Consider the following 15,844-nt stretch of genomic DNA (forward strand, 5'->3'; position numbering starts at 1 on the left):
TGCGCCCGATCCGCGCCCGCGGCAACCGCCGCGCGCGTCGTCAGGGCTTCATCGTCGCCGCCTCCAGCGTCGCCGACGACACCATCGTCCGGTCGCCCGCGTCCCGCGCCAGCGCGACGCGGTAGCGGCCGGCGTCGATCCGCCAGCCCGGCAGCTTCACGTCATAGTCCGCGACGATGCGGGGTTCGGCGGTCAGCGTGACGCGGCGGCTCTCGCCCGGCTTCAGCGTCACGCGGGTGAAGGCGGCGAGGCGCATCGGTCCATCGCCCCGCTCGCGCGCGACATACATCTGCGGCACGTCGGCGCCCGCCCGCGCGCCGGTGTTGACGACGTCGAAGGTCACGCTCAGCGTCTGCCCGCCGGTGACGACGGGGTTGCGATAGGCGAAGCGGGTGTAGCTCAAACCGTGGCCGAACGGGAACAGCGGCGTCATCCCCTTCTTCTCGTACCAGCGATAGCCGACGTCGGCGCCCTCGACATAGTCGACCGGGAAGCTTTCGGGCACGCGCCCCGCCGCGGCACCGGGGTCGGCGGCGGCGGCCGCCTCCTGCGCGCTCAGCCGATCGAGCCCGACGGGCCGCGGCCGCACCGGCTGGCCGGCACCGGCGGGAAAGGTGATGGGCAGCCGTCCGGATGGATTGACCTTGCCCGTCAGGATGTTGGCGATCGCCTCGCCGCCGCGCTGGCCGGGATACCAGGCCTGGACCACGACCGGCACCTGGTCGATCCACGGCATCAGCACCGGCCCGCCCGTCTCCATCACCGCGACCGTCCGCGGCTGCACGGCGGCGATCGCGGCGATCAGCGCGTCCTGCTGGTTGGGCAGGCGCAGGTCGGGGACATCGTCCGCCTCGGTCGTCCATTGCGTCGCGAACACGATGGCGAGGTCGGCGGTCCGCGCCGCCTCGACCGTCGCGTTGAGGTTGCGGCCATCGACCCATGTCACCTGTACCCCCGGCAGCGCCTTGCGCAGCGCCAGCAGCGGCGAGGAGGCGTGATAGGTGATGCGCGCGAACGACGCCGAGCCGCCATAGGCGAGCGGGATCTCGACCGGCGCGCCGCCGACCGAGCGCACCTGCGACGATCCGCCACCCGACAGCACGCCGACGTCGGCGTTGCCGCCGATCACGACGATCCGCCTGGCGCTGCGCGCGATCGGCAACAGGTCGCCGCGATTCTTGAGCAGCACGATCCCCGCCTCCGCGGCGCGTTGCGCGACGTCGGCATTGCGCGCGTAGGGCGGCGTCGTCGCGGCGGCGGGGACCGGCGTGTCATAGGCGCCCGTCTCGATCAGCCCGGTCAGGTAGCGCGCGACCATGTCGTCGAGCCGGGCTTGCGACACGGCACCGTCGGCGACCGCCGCCGTCAACGGCGCGGAGAAATACAGCCCCTTGTCGAGTTCCTGCCCCGATTGCTGGTCGAGCCCGGCGTTCGCCGCCTTCGCGGTCGAATGGACCGCGCCCCAGTCGCTCATCACCCAGCCGCCATAGCCCCAGTCGCGCTTGAGCACGTCGTTGAGCAGATGGTCGTTCTCGCACGCCCAGTCGCCGTTGACCTTGTTGTACGCGCACATCACCGATCCCGGCCGGCCACGCTCGATCGCGATCTCGAACGCCAGCAGGTCGCTCATCCGGAACGCCGCCTCGCCGATCCGGGCGTCGACGATCATCCGTCCCGTCTCCTGGGCGTTGAGCGCGAAATGCTTGACGGTGGACACGATGCGGTTGCTCTGCACGCCGGCGATGTGCGCGCCCGCGAGCGTACCGGCGAGCAAGGGGTCCTCGCCGAGATATTCGAAGTTGCGGCCGTTCCACGGATCGCGGGTCAGGTTGACGCCGCCGGCCAGCAGGACGTTGAACCGCTTCGCGCGCGCTTCCGACCCGATCATCGCGCCGCCGGCGCGTGCGATCTCCGGATCGAAGCTCGCCGCGGTCGCGAGGCTGGACGGCAGCGCGGTCGCGACGTCGCCCTTGCGCTGTTCGACCTGGTTGGCGACGCCGAGCGACGCGTCGCTCTCGCGTACCAGCGGCACGCCGAGCCGGGGCACGCCGTCGATATGGCCGGCCGACGGGACCAGCGGGTTGGTGCTCTTGCCCGCCGCCATCGGGGGGAACAGGCCGTGGACCAGCGCGAGCTTTTCCGCCCTGGTCATCCGCGCGACGATCGCGTCGGCGCGGGCGCGGGCCGCCGCGGTCGTCGCGGCGCCGTTCGCCGCGGGCGCCGCCATCTGCGCTTCCGCCGGCGCAAGCGCGAGGGCGGATGCGCCGATCAGCGCGAGGTGCAGCAGTTTCGGCATCGTCTCTCTCCCACATGATCGCCGCTGCGCGTCGCAGTCGGTCGTCCCGCGCGCGCCAACCGGCGCGGCGACGGACGGGCGATGCGGATTTGTCACACCACCCGCCCCATCAACAGCATAACCGGTGAACGTTCACAATAGCCGTTCCATCCGCTTGACAACATTCTGCAAACGATCAAGTGAACGTTCCCATGGAAGGCACGAGCCATGCGTGCCGCGACAGGGAGGATTCACGATGGGCTTCACGGCTCGTTCGCTTTCGCGTTTGATTATCGGCACCTCGGCGATCGCCCTGGCGGGCGTTCCGGCCGCGGCCTGGGCGCAGGACGCCGCCGCGACGATGGGCAATACCGGCCCGTCGCAGATCGTGCCGCCCTCCCCCGCCGATGCCGCACAGGCCGCGCAGGCGCCCGACGCGACCGAGGTCAGCGACGACATCGTCGTCACCGGCATCCGCGCCTCGCTGCGCGCCTCCGCCGACATCAAGCGCGACGCGCAGGGCATCGTCGATGCGATCTCGGCCGAGGATATCGGCAAGTTCCCCGACACCAACCTCGCCGAATCGCTCCAGCGCATCACCGGCGTGTCGATCGACCGGTCGAACGGCGAAGGCTCGTTCGTCACCGTCCGCGGCCTCGGCCCCGAATACAATCTGGTCGTCCTCAACGGCCGCCAGCTGCCGACCTCGGTCATCGGCGACGGCAACAGCGCGCCGGGTTCGCGCGCGTTCGACTTCGCCAACCTCGCCTCCGAAGGCATCGCCTCGCTCGAGGTGTACAAGTCGGGCCGCGCCAGCATCCCGTCGGGCGGCATCGGCGCGACGATCAACATCCGCACGCCGCGCCCGCTCGACAAGGCCGGCACCCGCGGCTCGATCGCCGCGCGCGGGGTGATCGACACCTCGCAGAACGGCAAGAACGACATCACGCCCGAAGTGTCGGGCATCTTCTCGACCACCTTCGCCGACGATCGCATCGGCATCCTGCTGAACGGCGTCTACCAGAAGCGGCGCGCGTCGGTGAACCAGGCCAACGTCGGCTGGCGCGACGGCTATCTGGGTTCGGAGAACAACTGGGGCTCGCTGGCGCAGCCGGGCGATCCGCGCGCGGCCAACATCACCAACCGGCCCGATCCCACCGACGTCTACGAAGTGCCGCAGAACGCGTCCTACGACGTCAACAACATCAGCCGCGAGCGTATCAACGGCCAGCTGGTGTTGCAGGCGAAGCCGACCGACAGCCTGACCGCGACGGTCGACTACACCTATTCGCGCAACGAGGTGAAGACGCGCAACGCCAACGTCGGCATCTGGTTCAACCACAACGACACCTCGTCGGCGTGGACCGACGGCCCCGTCGCCGGACCGAAGTTCTACACCGAGCGCTTCACCGCCGCGGAAGCCAAGGACCTGTCCTATTCCAGCGCGCTGACCGCCTATCGCACCGAGAACAAGTCGCTCGGCGGCAACCTGACCTGGGAAGCGCCGGGCGGCGTCACCATGTCGCTCGACGCGCACCATTCGACCGCGGAATCGAAGCCGACCAACAAATACGGCAACAGCAATTCGCTGGGCACCGCGATCTTCGGCGTCGCCAACCAGACGATCAATTTCGAAAACGACCTGCCGGTCATCTCGTACCAGATGCAGCCGGGCATCAACCCGCTCAACGCGGCGCTGATCGTGCCCACCGGCAACGCCTTCCGCAATTCCTACTTCAAGGACCTGATCAACCAGGTCCAGCTGAAGGGCCATTACGATCACGAGGGCAGCTTCCTCGATTCGATCGACTGGGGCTTCACCTATACCGACAACAAGGTCCGCTCCGCCTATGGCGTGCTCCAGAACGACACCTGGGGCGGCACCGGCGGCGACAGCGCGGCCCAGCGCGCGGCGGCGGCGGCGCTGCTGCCCGACGACATCTTCAAGCTGATCGACATCCCCAGCAAGTTCAAGGGCGTGAGCGGCGTCGGCAGTGCGGACATCGCCAAGCAATTCTACGGCTACAGCTTCGAACAGGTCGTCGGCCTGCTCGACCAGACGTACAAGATTTGCGGCGGCGACGGCGACTGCCTGACACCCTACACGACCGACCGGCGTATCCGCGAAAAGACGGTCGCCCCGTTCATCCAGATCAACAACACGTTCGACCTGTTCTCGAACCCCGCGCACCTGATCGGCGGGCTGCGGTACGAGAACACGACGGTGAAATCGTCGGCGCTGGTGCCGATCCCGACCGGCACGCGCCAGAATTCGCAGAACGAATTCAACATCGTCTATTCGGGACGCAGCGACTTCACGACCTTTTCGGGCAGCTATGACGAATGGTTGCCGTCGGTCGACTTCGACGTCCAGCCGATCCGCAACGTCAAGCTGCGCGCGTCCTACAGCCATACGATCACCCGCGCCGATTACGGCTCGCTGCAGGGCGGCCTGACGCTCGACCAGCTGTTCCGCGTCGGCGGCGGCACCGGCGCGCAGGGCAATCCGAACCTCGTGCCCTACAAGTCGAAGAACATCGATCTGTCGGCCGAATGGTATTACACGCCCGAAAGCTACATGTCGGTCGGCTATTTCCGCAAGACGGTGTCGAACTACATCGGCAGCACGCAGGTCAACGGCCCGGCCTTCGGCCTGACCAACCCGGCGAACGGGCCACGCTATCGCGCCGCCGTCAACGCGCTCGGCGCGAACGCCACCTTCGCGCAGATCCGCGACTATATCGGCGCCAACTATCCCGGCAGCGTCGTGAACGGCACGATCCTGGGTTCGCCCGACGACGCGCCGGTCAACTTCGTGATCTCGACGCCGTTCAACAGCGACCAGACCGCGACGATCAACGGGTTCGAATTCGCGATCCAGCACAGCTTCTGGAACACCGGCTTCGGCACCCAGCTGAACTACACGATCGTCAACGGCAACAAGGACTTCAACAACGCGCTGCCCGCCAGCGTGTCGCAGTTCGCGGTCAACGGCCTGTCCGACAGCGCCAATGCCAGCGCCTATTACGACAAGAACGGCTTCCAGGCGCGCGTGTCGTACAACTGGCGTGCCGAATTCCTGGCGGGTGGCGGGATCAACCCCTTCTACACGCAAGGATATGGTCAGGTGGATGCGAGCGCGAGCTTCGAGTTCGTCCCCGGCGTCACCCTGTTCGCCGAGGCGATCAACCTGACCGGCGCGGACCGGCGCGGCCATCGCCGGTCGGACCGCAACGTCACTTTCGTGGTCAAGCAGGACGCGCGCTACTCCGGCGGCGTACGGTTCAGCTTCTGACCGGCACCCGCCCGTCCAAGGCATGCGGAACGAGCCATCTCCGCGAGGAGGTGGCTCTTTTCGTCTTGCCGGGACGGCGGCGACCGATAGGACGGCAGCATGGCGTCTGAAGCAACGATCGACCGGGTCGTCGTCGTCGGTGGCGGCACCGCGGGCTGGCTCGCCGCGTGCCTGATCGCGGCGCGCGGGCCGGCGGCGGCGGGGCGACCCATCGCGGTGACGCTGGTCGAATCCCCCGACGTGCCGACCATCGGCGTCGGCGAGGGCACGTGGCCGACGATGCGGCGGACGCTGGAGCGGATCGGCATCGACGAGGCGGACTTCCTGCTCGCCTGCGACGCGGCGTTCAAACAGGGATCGCGGTTCGAGGGCTGGCGGACCGGCGCGGGCGACGACGGTTACGATCACCCCTTCGTCCCCCCCGCGGCGGGCGATCCGCACGCGCTGGTCGCCGCATGGCGGGCCGTCGCCGCCGATCACAGCTTCGCCGATGCGGTGGCGGCGCAGCCGGCGGTGTGCGCCCACGGCCTCGCCCCCCGCCAGCGGGCGATGCCGGGCTATGCCGGCGCGCTCAACTACGCCTATCACCTCGACGCCGGAAAGTTCGCGGCGCTGCTCGCGGCGCATGGCGTCGGGCGGCTCGGCATCCGTCACGTCCGCGACCATGTCGTCGCGGTGGCGAAGACGGCGGACGGCGACGTCGCCGCCGTGCGTACCCGCGACCACGGCGATATCGCCGGCGACCTGTTCCTCGATTGCACCGGCCAGGCGGCGCTGCTGATCGGCGACACGCTGGGCAGCGGCTTCGTCGACCGGTCGGACGTGCTGCCCAACGATCGCGCGCTGGCGGTGCAGTTGCCGGTCGCGGCCGACAGCCCGATCGCGACGCAGACGATCGCGACCGCGCATGCCGCCGGCTGGCTGTGGGACATCGGCCTGCCGACCCGGCGCGGCATCGGCTGCGTCTATGCCTCGGCCTATATGGACGACGAAGCCGCGCTCGCGACGCTGACCGGCTACGTCGCGCGCGTCGCGCCCGGGGTGCCGCTGCCGCCGGTCCGGCGCCTCGCCTTCCGATCGGGGCATCGCGAGCGATTCTGGGTGCGCAACTGCCTGGCGGTCGGGCTGTCCGCGGGTTTCCTCGAACCGCTCGAGGCCTCCGCGATCGTGCTGGTCGAACTGTCGGTCGAGGCGTTGCTCGCCGGCTTCCCCGCCGACCGGACGGCGATGCCGGTCCACGCGCGCCGCTTCGACGCGCTGTTCCGCTATCGCTGGGACCGGATCGTCGAATTCCTGAAGCTGCATTACGTGCTGAGCGCGCGGCCCGAACGCTATTGGCGCGACCATCGCAACCCCGCCCGGCTGCCGGAGCGGCTGGCGGACCTGCTCGCGGTGTGGCGTCACCATCCGCCCTCCGCCGCCGACCTGCCCCATGCCGACGAGGTGTTCCCGCCGGCGAGCTATCAATATGTGCTGTACGGCATGGGCTGGCCCGCGCCGGCAGCACCCGCCGCGGCCGAACCGACGATGGTCGAGGCGCTGACGCAGGTCCGCCGCCGCGGCCGCGCGCTCGCCGCGGGCCTGCCCGCCCATCGCGACTATTTCGATGCGCTCCGCCGGGAACGTCCCGCCGCGGCGCACGCCACGGGACGATCCTGACATGCCGCATCACGCCATCCTCACCGCCGCCGCCCATGCGAACGTCCGCGTCCGCCACGAGCGCGGGCCCGACATGGGCGATGCCGTGATGAGCTGCCTCGTCGTCCCCGACGAATTCCGCCGCGTGCAGAACGAATATCCGATCCTGTTCCGCCGCAACCTGGAGGACGGCACGACCGTCGCGGTGGCGCTGTTCGGCTTCGACAACGGCGAGAACCTGTACCTTGCGGGGGACCGCTGGGACGCGCGCTACGTGCCCCTGGCGATGGAGATCCAGCCGCTGCTGATCGGCGCCGATCCGAACGGCGGCGAGGGCGGGCAAGTGCATATCGACATGGCCAGCCCGCGGCTGAGCGAGAGCGAGGGCACGCGGCTGTTCGACGCCGACGGCCGCCCCTCGACCTTCCTCGAGGACCGGATCGAAAAGCTCGGTGCGCTCGATACCGGCTATCGCCAGAGCGCCGGCTTCTTCGCCGCGCTCCAGCGCCACGACTTGCTCGAACCGCTCAGCGTCGAGGTGACGCTGGACGACGGGTCGACCAACCGGCTGGTCGGCTTTCACGTCATCGACGAGGACCGGTTGCAGGACCTCGGCGCCGCGGCGCTCGACGACCTGCACCGCGAAGGGCATCTGATGCCGATCTTCATGGCGCTCGCCTCGCACGCCAACCTCACCGCGCTGATTGCGCGCAAGAACCGGGCGGCGGGTCTTGGCTGATCCGTTCGCCGCCCTGCCCCGCGTCGCGGAGGTGACGGTGGCCGACGCCGCCGACCTCGACGTGCGGCTGCGCGATGCGGATGCGCCGTTCGTCGTGCGCGGGCTGGTGGCCGACTGGCCGCTGGCGCAGGCGGGGCGGCGGTCGGCGCAAGGAGCGCGCGACTATATCCTCGCTCACCGCCGCGACGTGCCCTTCACCGTCTCGGTCGGAGCCGGCGGCAGCGACGGGCGGCTGTTCTACGATGCCGCGATGGGCATGAACTTCGCCACCGTCCAGTCGCGGCTGGACGAGGTGTTCGCGCATATCGCCGCCAACGAGGCCGCGGCGGATGCGCGGCCGATCTACCTCGCCTCGATCGACATGCGCGGCTTCTTCGACGGGCTGCACGAGGCGAACCACGTCGACCTCGGCGACCGCGATCCGCTCGCCAGCATCTGGATGGGCACGCGCACCCGCATCGCCGCGCACAACGACGTCCCCGACAACCTCGCCTGCGTCGCGGTCGGGCAGCGGCGGTTCACGCTGTTCCCGCGCGACCAGTTCCGCAACCTGTACCTCGGGCCGATCGACAACACGCCGGCAGGCCGCGCGGTCAGCATGGTCGATTTCCACGCGCCCGATTTCACCGCCTTTCCCCGTTTCCGCGACGCGCTCGACCATGCGCAGGTCGCCGAACTGGACGCGGGCGACGCGCTCTACATCCCGGCGATGTGGTGGCACCATGTCGAGGGGCTGGCCGCGTTCAACGTGCTCGTGAACTATTGGTGGCGCACCACCCCGCGATGGCTGGGCCAGCCGCAGGACGCATTGCATCACGCGATCCTCGCGGTGCGCGACCTTCCCGACGACCAGAAGAGGCATTGGCGCGACATGTTCGACTATTACGTCTTCGGCGACGGCGGCGCGCCCACCGCGCACATCCCGGCGGCGGCGCGCAGCGTGCTCGCACCGCTGACGCCGGAAAGCGCCGGTCGCCTGCGCGCCTTCCTGCTGCGGGCGCTCAGCCGGTGAACGGCGCGATGAACGGCACGACCAACGGCGAGGCACCGGTGCGGCGCATCGTCATCGCCGGCGGCGGCACGGCGGGATGGATGGCGGCCGCCGCGATCGCGCGGACGATGGGGCGGACGGTCGACCTGACGCTGATCGAATCCGACGCGATCGGCACCGTCGGCGTCGGCGAATCGACGATCCCGCCGCTCGTCACCTACAACCGGCTGCTCGGCATCAACGAGGCCGAGTTCATGCGCGCGACGCAGGCGACCTTCAAGCTCGGCATCATGTTCGATCACTGGAAGGACCGCGGCCACAGCTATTTCCATTCGTTCGGCCTGACCGGCCGCGACCATTGGTCGGCCGGCTTCCAGCATTTCTGGCTGCACGGCCGCACCAGGGGCCATGACGCCCCCTACGACGATTATTGCCTGGAGCTGCTCGCCGCGGCGGAAGGGAAGTTCGCACATTTGCCCGACGAGCGGATGAACTATGCCTATCAGCTCGATTCGACGCTGTACGGTCAGTTCCTGCGCCGGATGGCGGAAGCGGACGGCACCCGCCGGGTCGAGGGGCGGATCGCGCGGGTCGAACTCGATGGAGAGAGCGGCGACATCGCTGCGCTGACGCTGGAATCTGGCACGCGGATCGCGGGCGACCTGTTCATCGACTGCACCGGCTTTCGCGCGCTGCTGATCGAAGGGGCGCTGCACGCCGGCTTCGACGACTGGTCGCACTACCTTCCCTGCGACGCGGCGATCGCGGTCCAGACCGACAGCGTCGGGCCGCCGCCGCCCTTCACCCGCGCGATGGCGCACGACGCCGGCTGGCAGTGGCGCATCCCGCTCCAGCACCGCACCGGCAACGGCATCGTCTATTGCAGCCGCTACCTCGATCACGACGCCGCGCTCGACCGGCTACTCGGCAACCTCGCCGGGCCGGTGCGGACCGAACCCAACCGCCTGCGCTTCGTCACCGGCGCGCGGCGGCGGCAGTGGCATCGCAACTGCATCGCCATCGGCCTGTCGGGCGGATTCATGGAGCCGCTGGAATCGACCAGCATCCACCTGATCCAGCGTGCGATCCTGCGGCTGATCCGGATGATGCCGGCGGGGCCCGTCAGCCCGCGCGACATCGCCGAATTCAACGACCAGCAGCATCTCGACATGCTCCAGATCCGCGATTTCCTGATCCTCCACTACAAGGTCACCGACCGGCGCGATTCGCCGTTCTGGCGCCAGTGCGCGGCGATGGAGGTCCCCGACACGCTGGCGCAGAAGATCGAACTGTTCCGCGAAACCGGCCGGGTGTTCCGCCGCAACGAGGAACTGTTCGCGGAGAACAGCTGGGTCCAGGTGATGATGGGCCAGGGGATCCTGCCGCGCAGCTGGCACCCGATCGCCGCCAAGCTGCGCGACGACGAACTGGCGAAGCTGCTCGCCTCGCTGCGCGACACGATGCGGCAGACCGTCGCCGGCCTGCCCGAGCACGGCGCCTATATCGCGCGCTATTGCGGCCAGGCGGCGGCGGGCGGAGCGCGCTGAGCCGATGGCGGTCGCGAAGCGCCGGCGGTCGGTGACGATCAGGCACGTCGCGGCGGATGCCGGCGTGTCGCTGCAAACCGTCAGCCGCGTCGTCAACAAGGCGCCCAACGTCCGGCCCGAGATGATGCAACGGGTGCAGGAGTCGATCGACCGGCTGGGCTACGTCCCCTCGCTCGCGGCGCAGCGGCTGGCCGGCGCGCATTCCTATTTCATCCTCGCGCTCAACGACCGCGAACGCACGATCGCCGACTGGCGTTCGCGCCAGGGCACCGACTGGGTCGACCAGATGCTGCTCGGCGGCATGCTGACCTGCGCCGAACACGGCTATCGCATGATTATCGAGCTGATCGACACGCACAGCGACCAGCTGGAACGCGAGCTGCTCGCGGCGATCGACGCGGTCCAGCCCGACGGCATCGTCCTGACGCCGCCGCATTCGGGCAATCCGCGCATCGTCGGCCTGCTCGAGAAACAGGGGATCAGCTTCGCCCGCATCGGTTCGACCAGCCCGGGCGGCGGCATCCGGCTGACGATGGACGACGAGCGTGCCGGCCGCATCGCCACCGAACATCTGATCGACCTCGGCCATCGTCGCATCGGCTTCGTCGCGGGCCCCGCCGATTACGAGCTGAGCGGCTGGCGCGTCGCGGGCTGGCGCGCGGCGATGGCGGCGGCCGGACTGCCGGCGGCGGGCCTGCTCGCCACCGGCGATTTCACCCACGCATCCGGGCGTGCCGCCGCCGAAACGCTGCTCGGCCTCGCCGACCGCGTGACCGCGCTGGTCGTCAGCAACGACCAGATGACGCTCGGCGCGATGGAGGCGGCGCGCGAGCGGGGCGTGGCGATCCCCGCGGCGCTGTCGCTGGTCAGCTTCGACGACACCCCCGCGATGCGCTACACCGCGCCGCCGATGACCGCGGTGGTGCAGCCGATCGCGGAAGTCGCCTCGCGTGCCGTACAGCTCATCATCGCGCAGCGGCAGGGCGGCGACGTGCCCGCGACGCCGGTCACCGTCGCCGCCGGCCTCGTCGTCCGCGATACGACCGCGCCGCCGCCGGCCGCCCGCTGATACGGGGACTTGCGGTCCGCCGCGCCAGCGCCGAGGGAGTCGGGCATGGCCCATGTCGACATAGCCGGACTGAGCAAGCGCTTCGGCAGCGCAACGGCACTGGCGCCGACCGACCTGTCGATCGCGGACGGCGAATTCGTCGTCATCGTCGGGCCGTCGGGTTGCGGCAAGTCGACCTTGCTCCGCCTGATCGCCGGGCTCGAGGAACCCTCTTCCGGCAGCATCGCGATCGGCGGCCGCGACGTCACCCATGCCGCCCCCGCCGACCGCGGGCTGGCGATGGTCTTCCAGTCCTACGCGCTCTACCCGCATTTGACCGTCGCGGAGAACATCGCCTTCCCGCTCAAGGTCGCGCGGCGACCGAAGGCGGAGGTGCGCGCGCGGGTCGCCGCGGTCGCCGCCTCGCTGGACCTGACGGCGCTGCTCGATCGCCGGCCCGCCGCGCTGTCCGGGGGCCAGCGCCAGCGCGTATCGATCGCGCGCGCGATCGTGCGCGAGCCGCAGGTGCTGCTGCTCGACGAGCCGCTGTCGAATCTCGACACCGAGTTGCGCGTCCGCATGCGCCACGAATTCGCCCGCCTGCACGCGCAATTGCAGGCGACGATGATCTACGTTACCCACGACCAGCTGGAGGCGATGACGCTCGCCAACCGGATCGTGGTGATGAGCGAGGGGCGCGTCGAACAGGTCGGCGCACCGCTCGATCTCTACGCCGCGCCGGCGACGCTGGCGGTGGCGCGCGCGATCGGATCGCCGGGGATGAACCTGATGCCCGCCACCGTCGCCGCCGCCGACGGCACGGGTGCCCAGGTGCGGCTGGCCGACGGCCGCCACCTCCATGCCGCGGTCCGCGCGCGGCCGGGCCAGGCGGTGACGCTCGGCATGCGGCCCGAACATCTGGTGCCGCAGGACGACGGCCCATTCGCCGGCGCGGTCGAGCTGTTCGAGCGGCTCGGCCCGCTGTCCTTCGCGCATCTGGGCGTGCGCGGGCAGGCGGGGACGGTCGTCGCCCAGCTGCCCGGCGATCGCCGCGTCGCGCTGGGCGAGCGGCTCGCCTTCGGGATCGCGCCCGCGAACGTCCACCTGTTCGACGCGGACGGGATCGCGCTGCCGCGCACCCAGCGGAACGCGCCTAGCCCTTGACGCTGCCGCCCAGCAGGCCGCGCATGTAGAAACGCTGGAGCGCCACGAACAGCGTCAGCACCGGCAGCGTCGTCACCACCGCCGCGGCCATCATCAGCTCGCCATCGGCGGCATGTTCGCGCACGATCCCCGCCACCGCGACCGGCAGCGTGTATTTGTGCTGATCGGACAGGACGATCAGCGGCCACAGGAAGTCGTTCCAGCTGCCCAGGAACAGGAACAGCGCCAGCGTCACGACGATCGGCATCAGCAGCGGCAGCACGATCGAGGCGAAGATACGCGGCTCGCTCGCCCCGTCGAGCCGCGCCGCGTCGAGCATCTCGTCGGGGATGCGCAGCGTCGCCTGTCGCACGAACAGGATCGCGAAGATTCCCGCGAGGCTCGGCAGGATCACGCCGGCATAGCTGTTCACCAGCCCCAGTTCCCTGAACATCAGGAACAGGGGCAGCATCGCCACCTGTCCCGGCACCACCAGCGCGGCGATCAGCAGCCGCAACAGGCGTTCGCGCCCGGTGAAGCGCAGCTTGGCGAACGCATAGCCCGCCGGCACGGTCAGCAGCAGCCCGAGCGCGGTCGATACCACCGCGATCAGGACGCTGTTCCACAATGCCGGCATGATCCGGTAATCGAACCACGCGCCGTCGATCAGCCGCCGCACCAGCAGCTCGTAATAGTTTTCGCCCGACCAGCGGCTCGGCCAGAACGGCGGCGGGAAGCGGCTCGATTCGCCGCGCGGCATGAACGACACCGTCACCATCCACGCGAGCGGCAGCAACGTCACCGCGGTCAGCAGCGCGACCGCGCCATTGACCAGGATCGTGCGGAGGCGCTTGCGCCGGTTCACAGCCATTCGTAGCGCCGCCCGATCCGCGTCTGGACGATCGTCACCGCCAGGATGGCGAGGAACAGGATCAGCGCCACCGCCGACGCCTGGCCCAGGTTCCACCATTTGAACCCCTCGTCGAACATGAAATACAGCACCGTCACCGTGCTCTGCGCCGGCCCGCCGAGCGTCATGACATAGGGTTCGGCGAACAGTTGCAGGAAGCCCGCGACGCTCATCACCGCGGCGAGCAGCAGCGTCGGCCCGATCGCGGGCAGCGTGACGTGGCGGAACCGGCCCCAGCGCGACGCGCCGTCCAGCCGCGCCGCCTCCATCAGGTCGGCCGGCACCGCCGACAGCGCGGCGATGAAGACGATCATGTTGTAGCCGAAGATCTTCCACGTCACGAACAGCAGGATCGCGGGGATCGAGGCATGCGGATCGCCCAGCCAGTCGACCGGCCCCAGCCCGACCAGCCCCAGCGCATAATTGATGAGGCCGAACCGCGTGTTGAGCAGGAAGCGCCAGACGATCGCGGTCGCCACCACGCTGGTGACATAGGGCGCGAACAGCGCGACGCGCCAGAACGGCGCCCAGCGCACCGTCGTGTCGTGCAGCAGCAACGCCGCCGCAAGCGACGCGCCGACCGCCATCGGCACGCCCAGCGCCGCGAACAGCGCGGTGTTGGCCAGCGCCCGCCAGAACAGCGGCGTCGACAGCAGCCCCGTGAAATTGCCCAGACCGACGAAGCGCAATGCCGACCAGTCGGCGAGCGCATAGATGCTGTAGTCGGTGACGCTGAGGCCCAGCGCCAGCGCCGTCGGCAGGACGAACACGAGCGCGATGACCGCCAGCACCGGCGCGGTGAACAGCCAGGCGGTGCGTTCCTGCCGCGTCATGTGATCGCCCCCGCCTCGACCAGCGCGCGTCGCTTGGCGAGGATCGCGTCGACGCGCGCGTCGATCGCGGCCAGCCCCTGGTCGATCGTCGTCAGGCCGCGGACGATACGTTCGGCGACCAGCTGCACCTCGATCTGGATGCGTTCCCACTCCACCACCATCGGCACCGGCGCCACCGACAGCATCTGCGCCGCGAACGGCGCGATCACCGGGCCGGCGAGCCGCGGCACGTGCCAGGCGCTGGCGCGGGCGGGCAACGTGCCGATCATCCGCTGGAATCGCAACTCGTTCGCCGCGGACGTCAGGTGCCGCACCAGCGCCCAGGCCGCGGCGGGATGCGCCGTGGCTGCCGAGACGCACAGGCAGGCATTGATGGCGGGCACCGGGCCGGGGCCGCGCGGACCGGCGAGCTGCGCCGTCCCCCAGCGGTCGGGCGGTATCTCCGCCTGGCGGCGGCTGAGGTCGAGCAGCGTCGTCGGGCCGCTCGGCCAGATCGCGTAGCGGCCCTGGCCGAAGGCGGCGAGCGGATCCTGAACCTCGGTCGACAGCGCGACCGGGGCCAGCCCTTCGGCATAAAGCGACAGGTAGAAGGCGAACGCCGCGCGCGCCTCCGGCGTGCGGAAATTGCCGCGGGTATCGTGGTCGCGCAACAGCCTCGCACCCGACTGGAACAGCATGCCGAGCAGCGCGCCCGGCCAGTTGAGCAGCATCAGAAAGACGAATTCGTCCGGCCGCCGCCGCTTGAGCGCATGGCCCATGCGGCGCCATCCCGCCCAATCCTGCGGCGGCGCGTCGTAGCCAACCTCGGCGAGCAGGTCGCGACGATAGAATTGCACCTGCGGCGCGACCGACCAGGGCACGGCATAGGTCCGTGCGCCGACGCGGGCCGGCGCGAGCACGCCCGGCACCAGATCGGCGACCAGCGCCGGCGCGGGCACGGGCGCGATCGCGCCGATCATCGCGAATTCGCCGATCCAGCCCGCCGGCAGCATGAACACGTCGGGCAGCGATCCCCCCGCCTGCGCGGTCAGCAGCTTCTCGTGCGCCGCGGTCCACGGCACCGACTGGACGTCGACGTCGAGCCCCGTCGCGCGGGTGAAGGCGGTCATCAGCAGCGGGGCATAGTCGCCCTCGTAGCTCATCGCCCAGAAGCGCAGGCCGCGGCCGCCGGACCGCGGTACGCAGGCCGCGGTGGCCAGCGCCCCCGCCCCTGCCAGCACCCCCCGCCGGCTCACACTTTCCCCTCGTTCGACCGCCGCCGTCATTCCTGCTCCCGGCCGGTCGAATTGTGCCGCACCCTCGTGCAACCATTTGCGTCGGCAATGATTTTCCGCTGGTATCACAATCGAAGAACGATGCGCGGAACAAACCGCGCAAAAGGGGACTGCCTGATGATTTCGCCGATCGCGTCGCGCGCCGCATGGC

General features: G+C 69.9%; 11 protein-coding genes. 7 read left to right on the forward strand and 4 right to left on the reverse strand.

Annotation, left to right across the window (positions count from 1 at the left end; all coding sequences use genetic code 11):
- Positions 1–40: 40 nt before the first annotated feature.
- Positions 41–2,296, reverse strand: a complete 2,256-nt coding sequence (locus LPN01_RS06715; RefSeq protein WP_262827592.1) for a beta-glucosidase family protein — start codon at positions 2,294–2,296, stop codon at positions 41–43.
- A 235-nt stretch (positions 2,297–2,531) separates the two neighbouring features.
- Here LPN01_RS06715 and LPN01_RS06720 point away from each other — a divergent pair, with 235 nt between their 5' ends.
- From LPN01_RS06720 to LPN01_RS06750, 7 genes are all read left to right on the forward strand, one after another.
- On the forward strand, positions 2,532–5,570 hold the full coding sequence (locus LPN01_RS06720) for a TonB-dependent receptor (protein ID WP_262827593.1): 3,039 nt from the start codon (positions 2,532–2,534) through the stop codon (positions 5,568–5,570).
- Between the two features lie 99 nt (positions 5,571–5,669).
- Positions 5,670–7,229, forward strand: a complete 1,560-nt coding sequence (locus LPN01_RS06725) for a tryptophan halogenase family protein (RefSeq protein ID WP_262827594.1) — start codon at positions 5,670–5,672, stop codon at positions 7,227–7,229.
- 1 nt (position 7,230) lies between these two features.
- Positions 7,231–7,947: a SapC family protein gene (locus tag LPN01_RS06730; RefSeq protein WP_262827595.1), complete on the forward strand. Its 717-nt coding sequence runs from the start codon at positions 7,231–7,233 to the stop codon at positions 7,945–7,947.
- The gene (locus LPN01_RS06735; protein WP_262827596.1) at positions 7,940–8,959 is read left to right on the forward strand and encodes a cupin-like domain-containing protein; all 1,020 of its coding nucleotides are present in this window, start codon (positions 7,940–7,942) and stop codon (positions 8,957–8,959) included. Before LPN01_RS06730 ends, LPN01_RS06735 begins: the two co-directional genes overlap by 8 nt.
- 8 nt (positions 8,960–8,967) lie before the next feature.
- A complete protein-coding gene (locus tag LPN01_RS06740; protein ID WP_262827610.1) occupies positions 8,968–10,485 on the forward strand; it encodes a tryptophan halogenase family protein in 1,518 nt (505 codons plus the stop codon).
- A gap of 4 nt (positions 10,486–10,489) precedes the next feature.
- Entirely contained in the window at positions 10,490–11,554 is a 1,065-nt protein-coding gene (locus LPN01_RS06745; protein ID WP_262827597.1) for a LacI family DNA-binding transcriptional regulator, read from the forward strand.
- Between the two features lie 45 nt (positions 11,555–11,599).
- The gene (locus tag LPN01_RS06750) at positions 11,600–12,697 is read left to right on the forward strand and encodes an ABC transporter ATP-binding protein (protein WP_262827598.1); all 1,098 of its coding nucleotides are present in this window, start codon (positions 11,600–11,602) and stop codon (positions 12,695–12,697) included.
- Here the strand turns inward: LPN01_RS06750 and LPN01_RS06755 are convergent.
- The 3 genes from LPN01_RS06755 to LPN01_RS06765 are packed head-to-tail and all read right to left on the reverse strand — an operon-like array spanning position 12,687 to position 15,654.
- On the reverse strand, positions 12,687–13,547 hold the full coding sequence (locus tag LPN01_RS06755) for a carbohydrate ABC transporter permease (protein WP_262827599.1): 861 nt from the start codon (positions 13,545–13,547) through the stop codon (positions 12,687–12,689). The genes LPN01_RS06750 and LPN01_RS06755 overlap by 11 nt on opposite strands.
- Positions 13,538–14,419 carry a carbohydrate ABC transporter permease gene (locus LPN01_RS06760; RefSeq protein ID WP_262827600.1) on the reverse strand — a complete coding sequence of 294 codons (882 nt, stop codon included), beginning with the start codon at positions 14,417–14,419 and terminating at the stop codon, positions 13,538–13,540. Before LPN01_RS06760 ends, LPN01_RS06755 begins: the two co-directional genes overlap by 10 nt.
- Positions 14,416–15,654 carry an extracellular solute-binding protein gene (locus LPN01_RS06765; protein WP_262827601.1) on the reverse strand — a complete coding sequence of 413 codons (1,239 nt, stop codon included), beginning with the start codon at positions 15,652–15,654 and terminating at the stop codon, positions 14,416–14,418. Before LPN01_RS06765 ends, LPN01_RS06760 begins: the two co-directional genes overlap by 4 nt.
- Between the last annotated feature and the right edge of the window lie 190 nt (positions 15,655–15,844).

Origin of the sequence: Sphingomonas sp. A2-49, assembly GCF_025548555.1 — a bacterium.
Taxonomy (GTDB): Bacteria; Pseudomonadota; Alphaproteobacteria; order Sphingomonadales; family Sphingomonadaceae; genus Sphingomonas.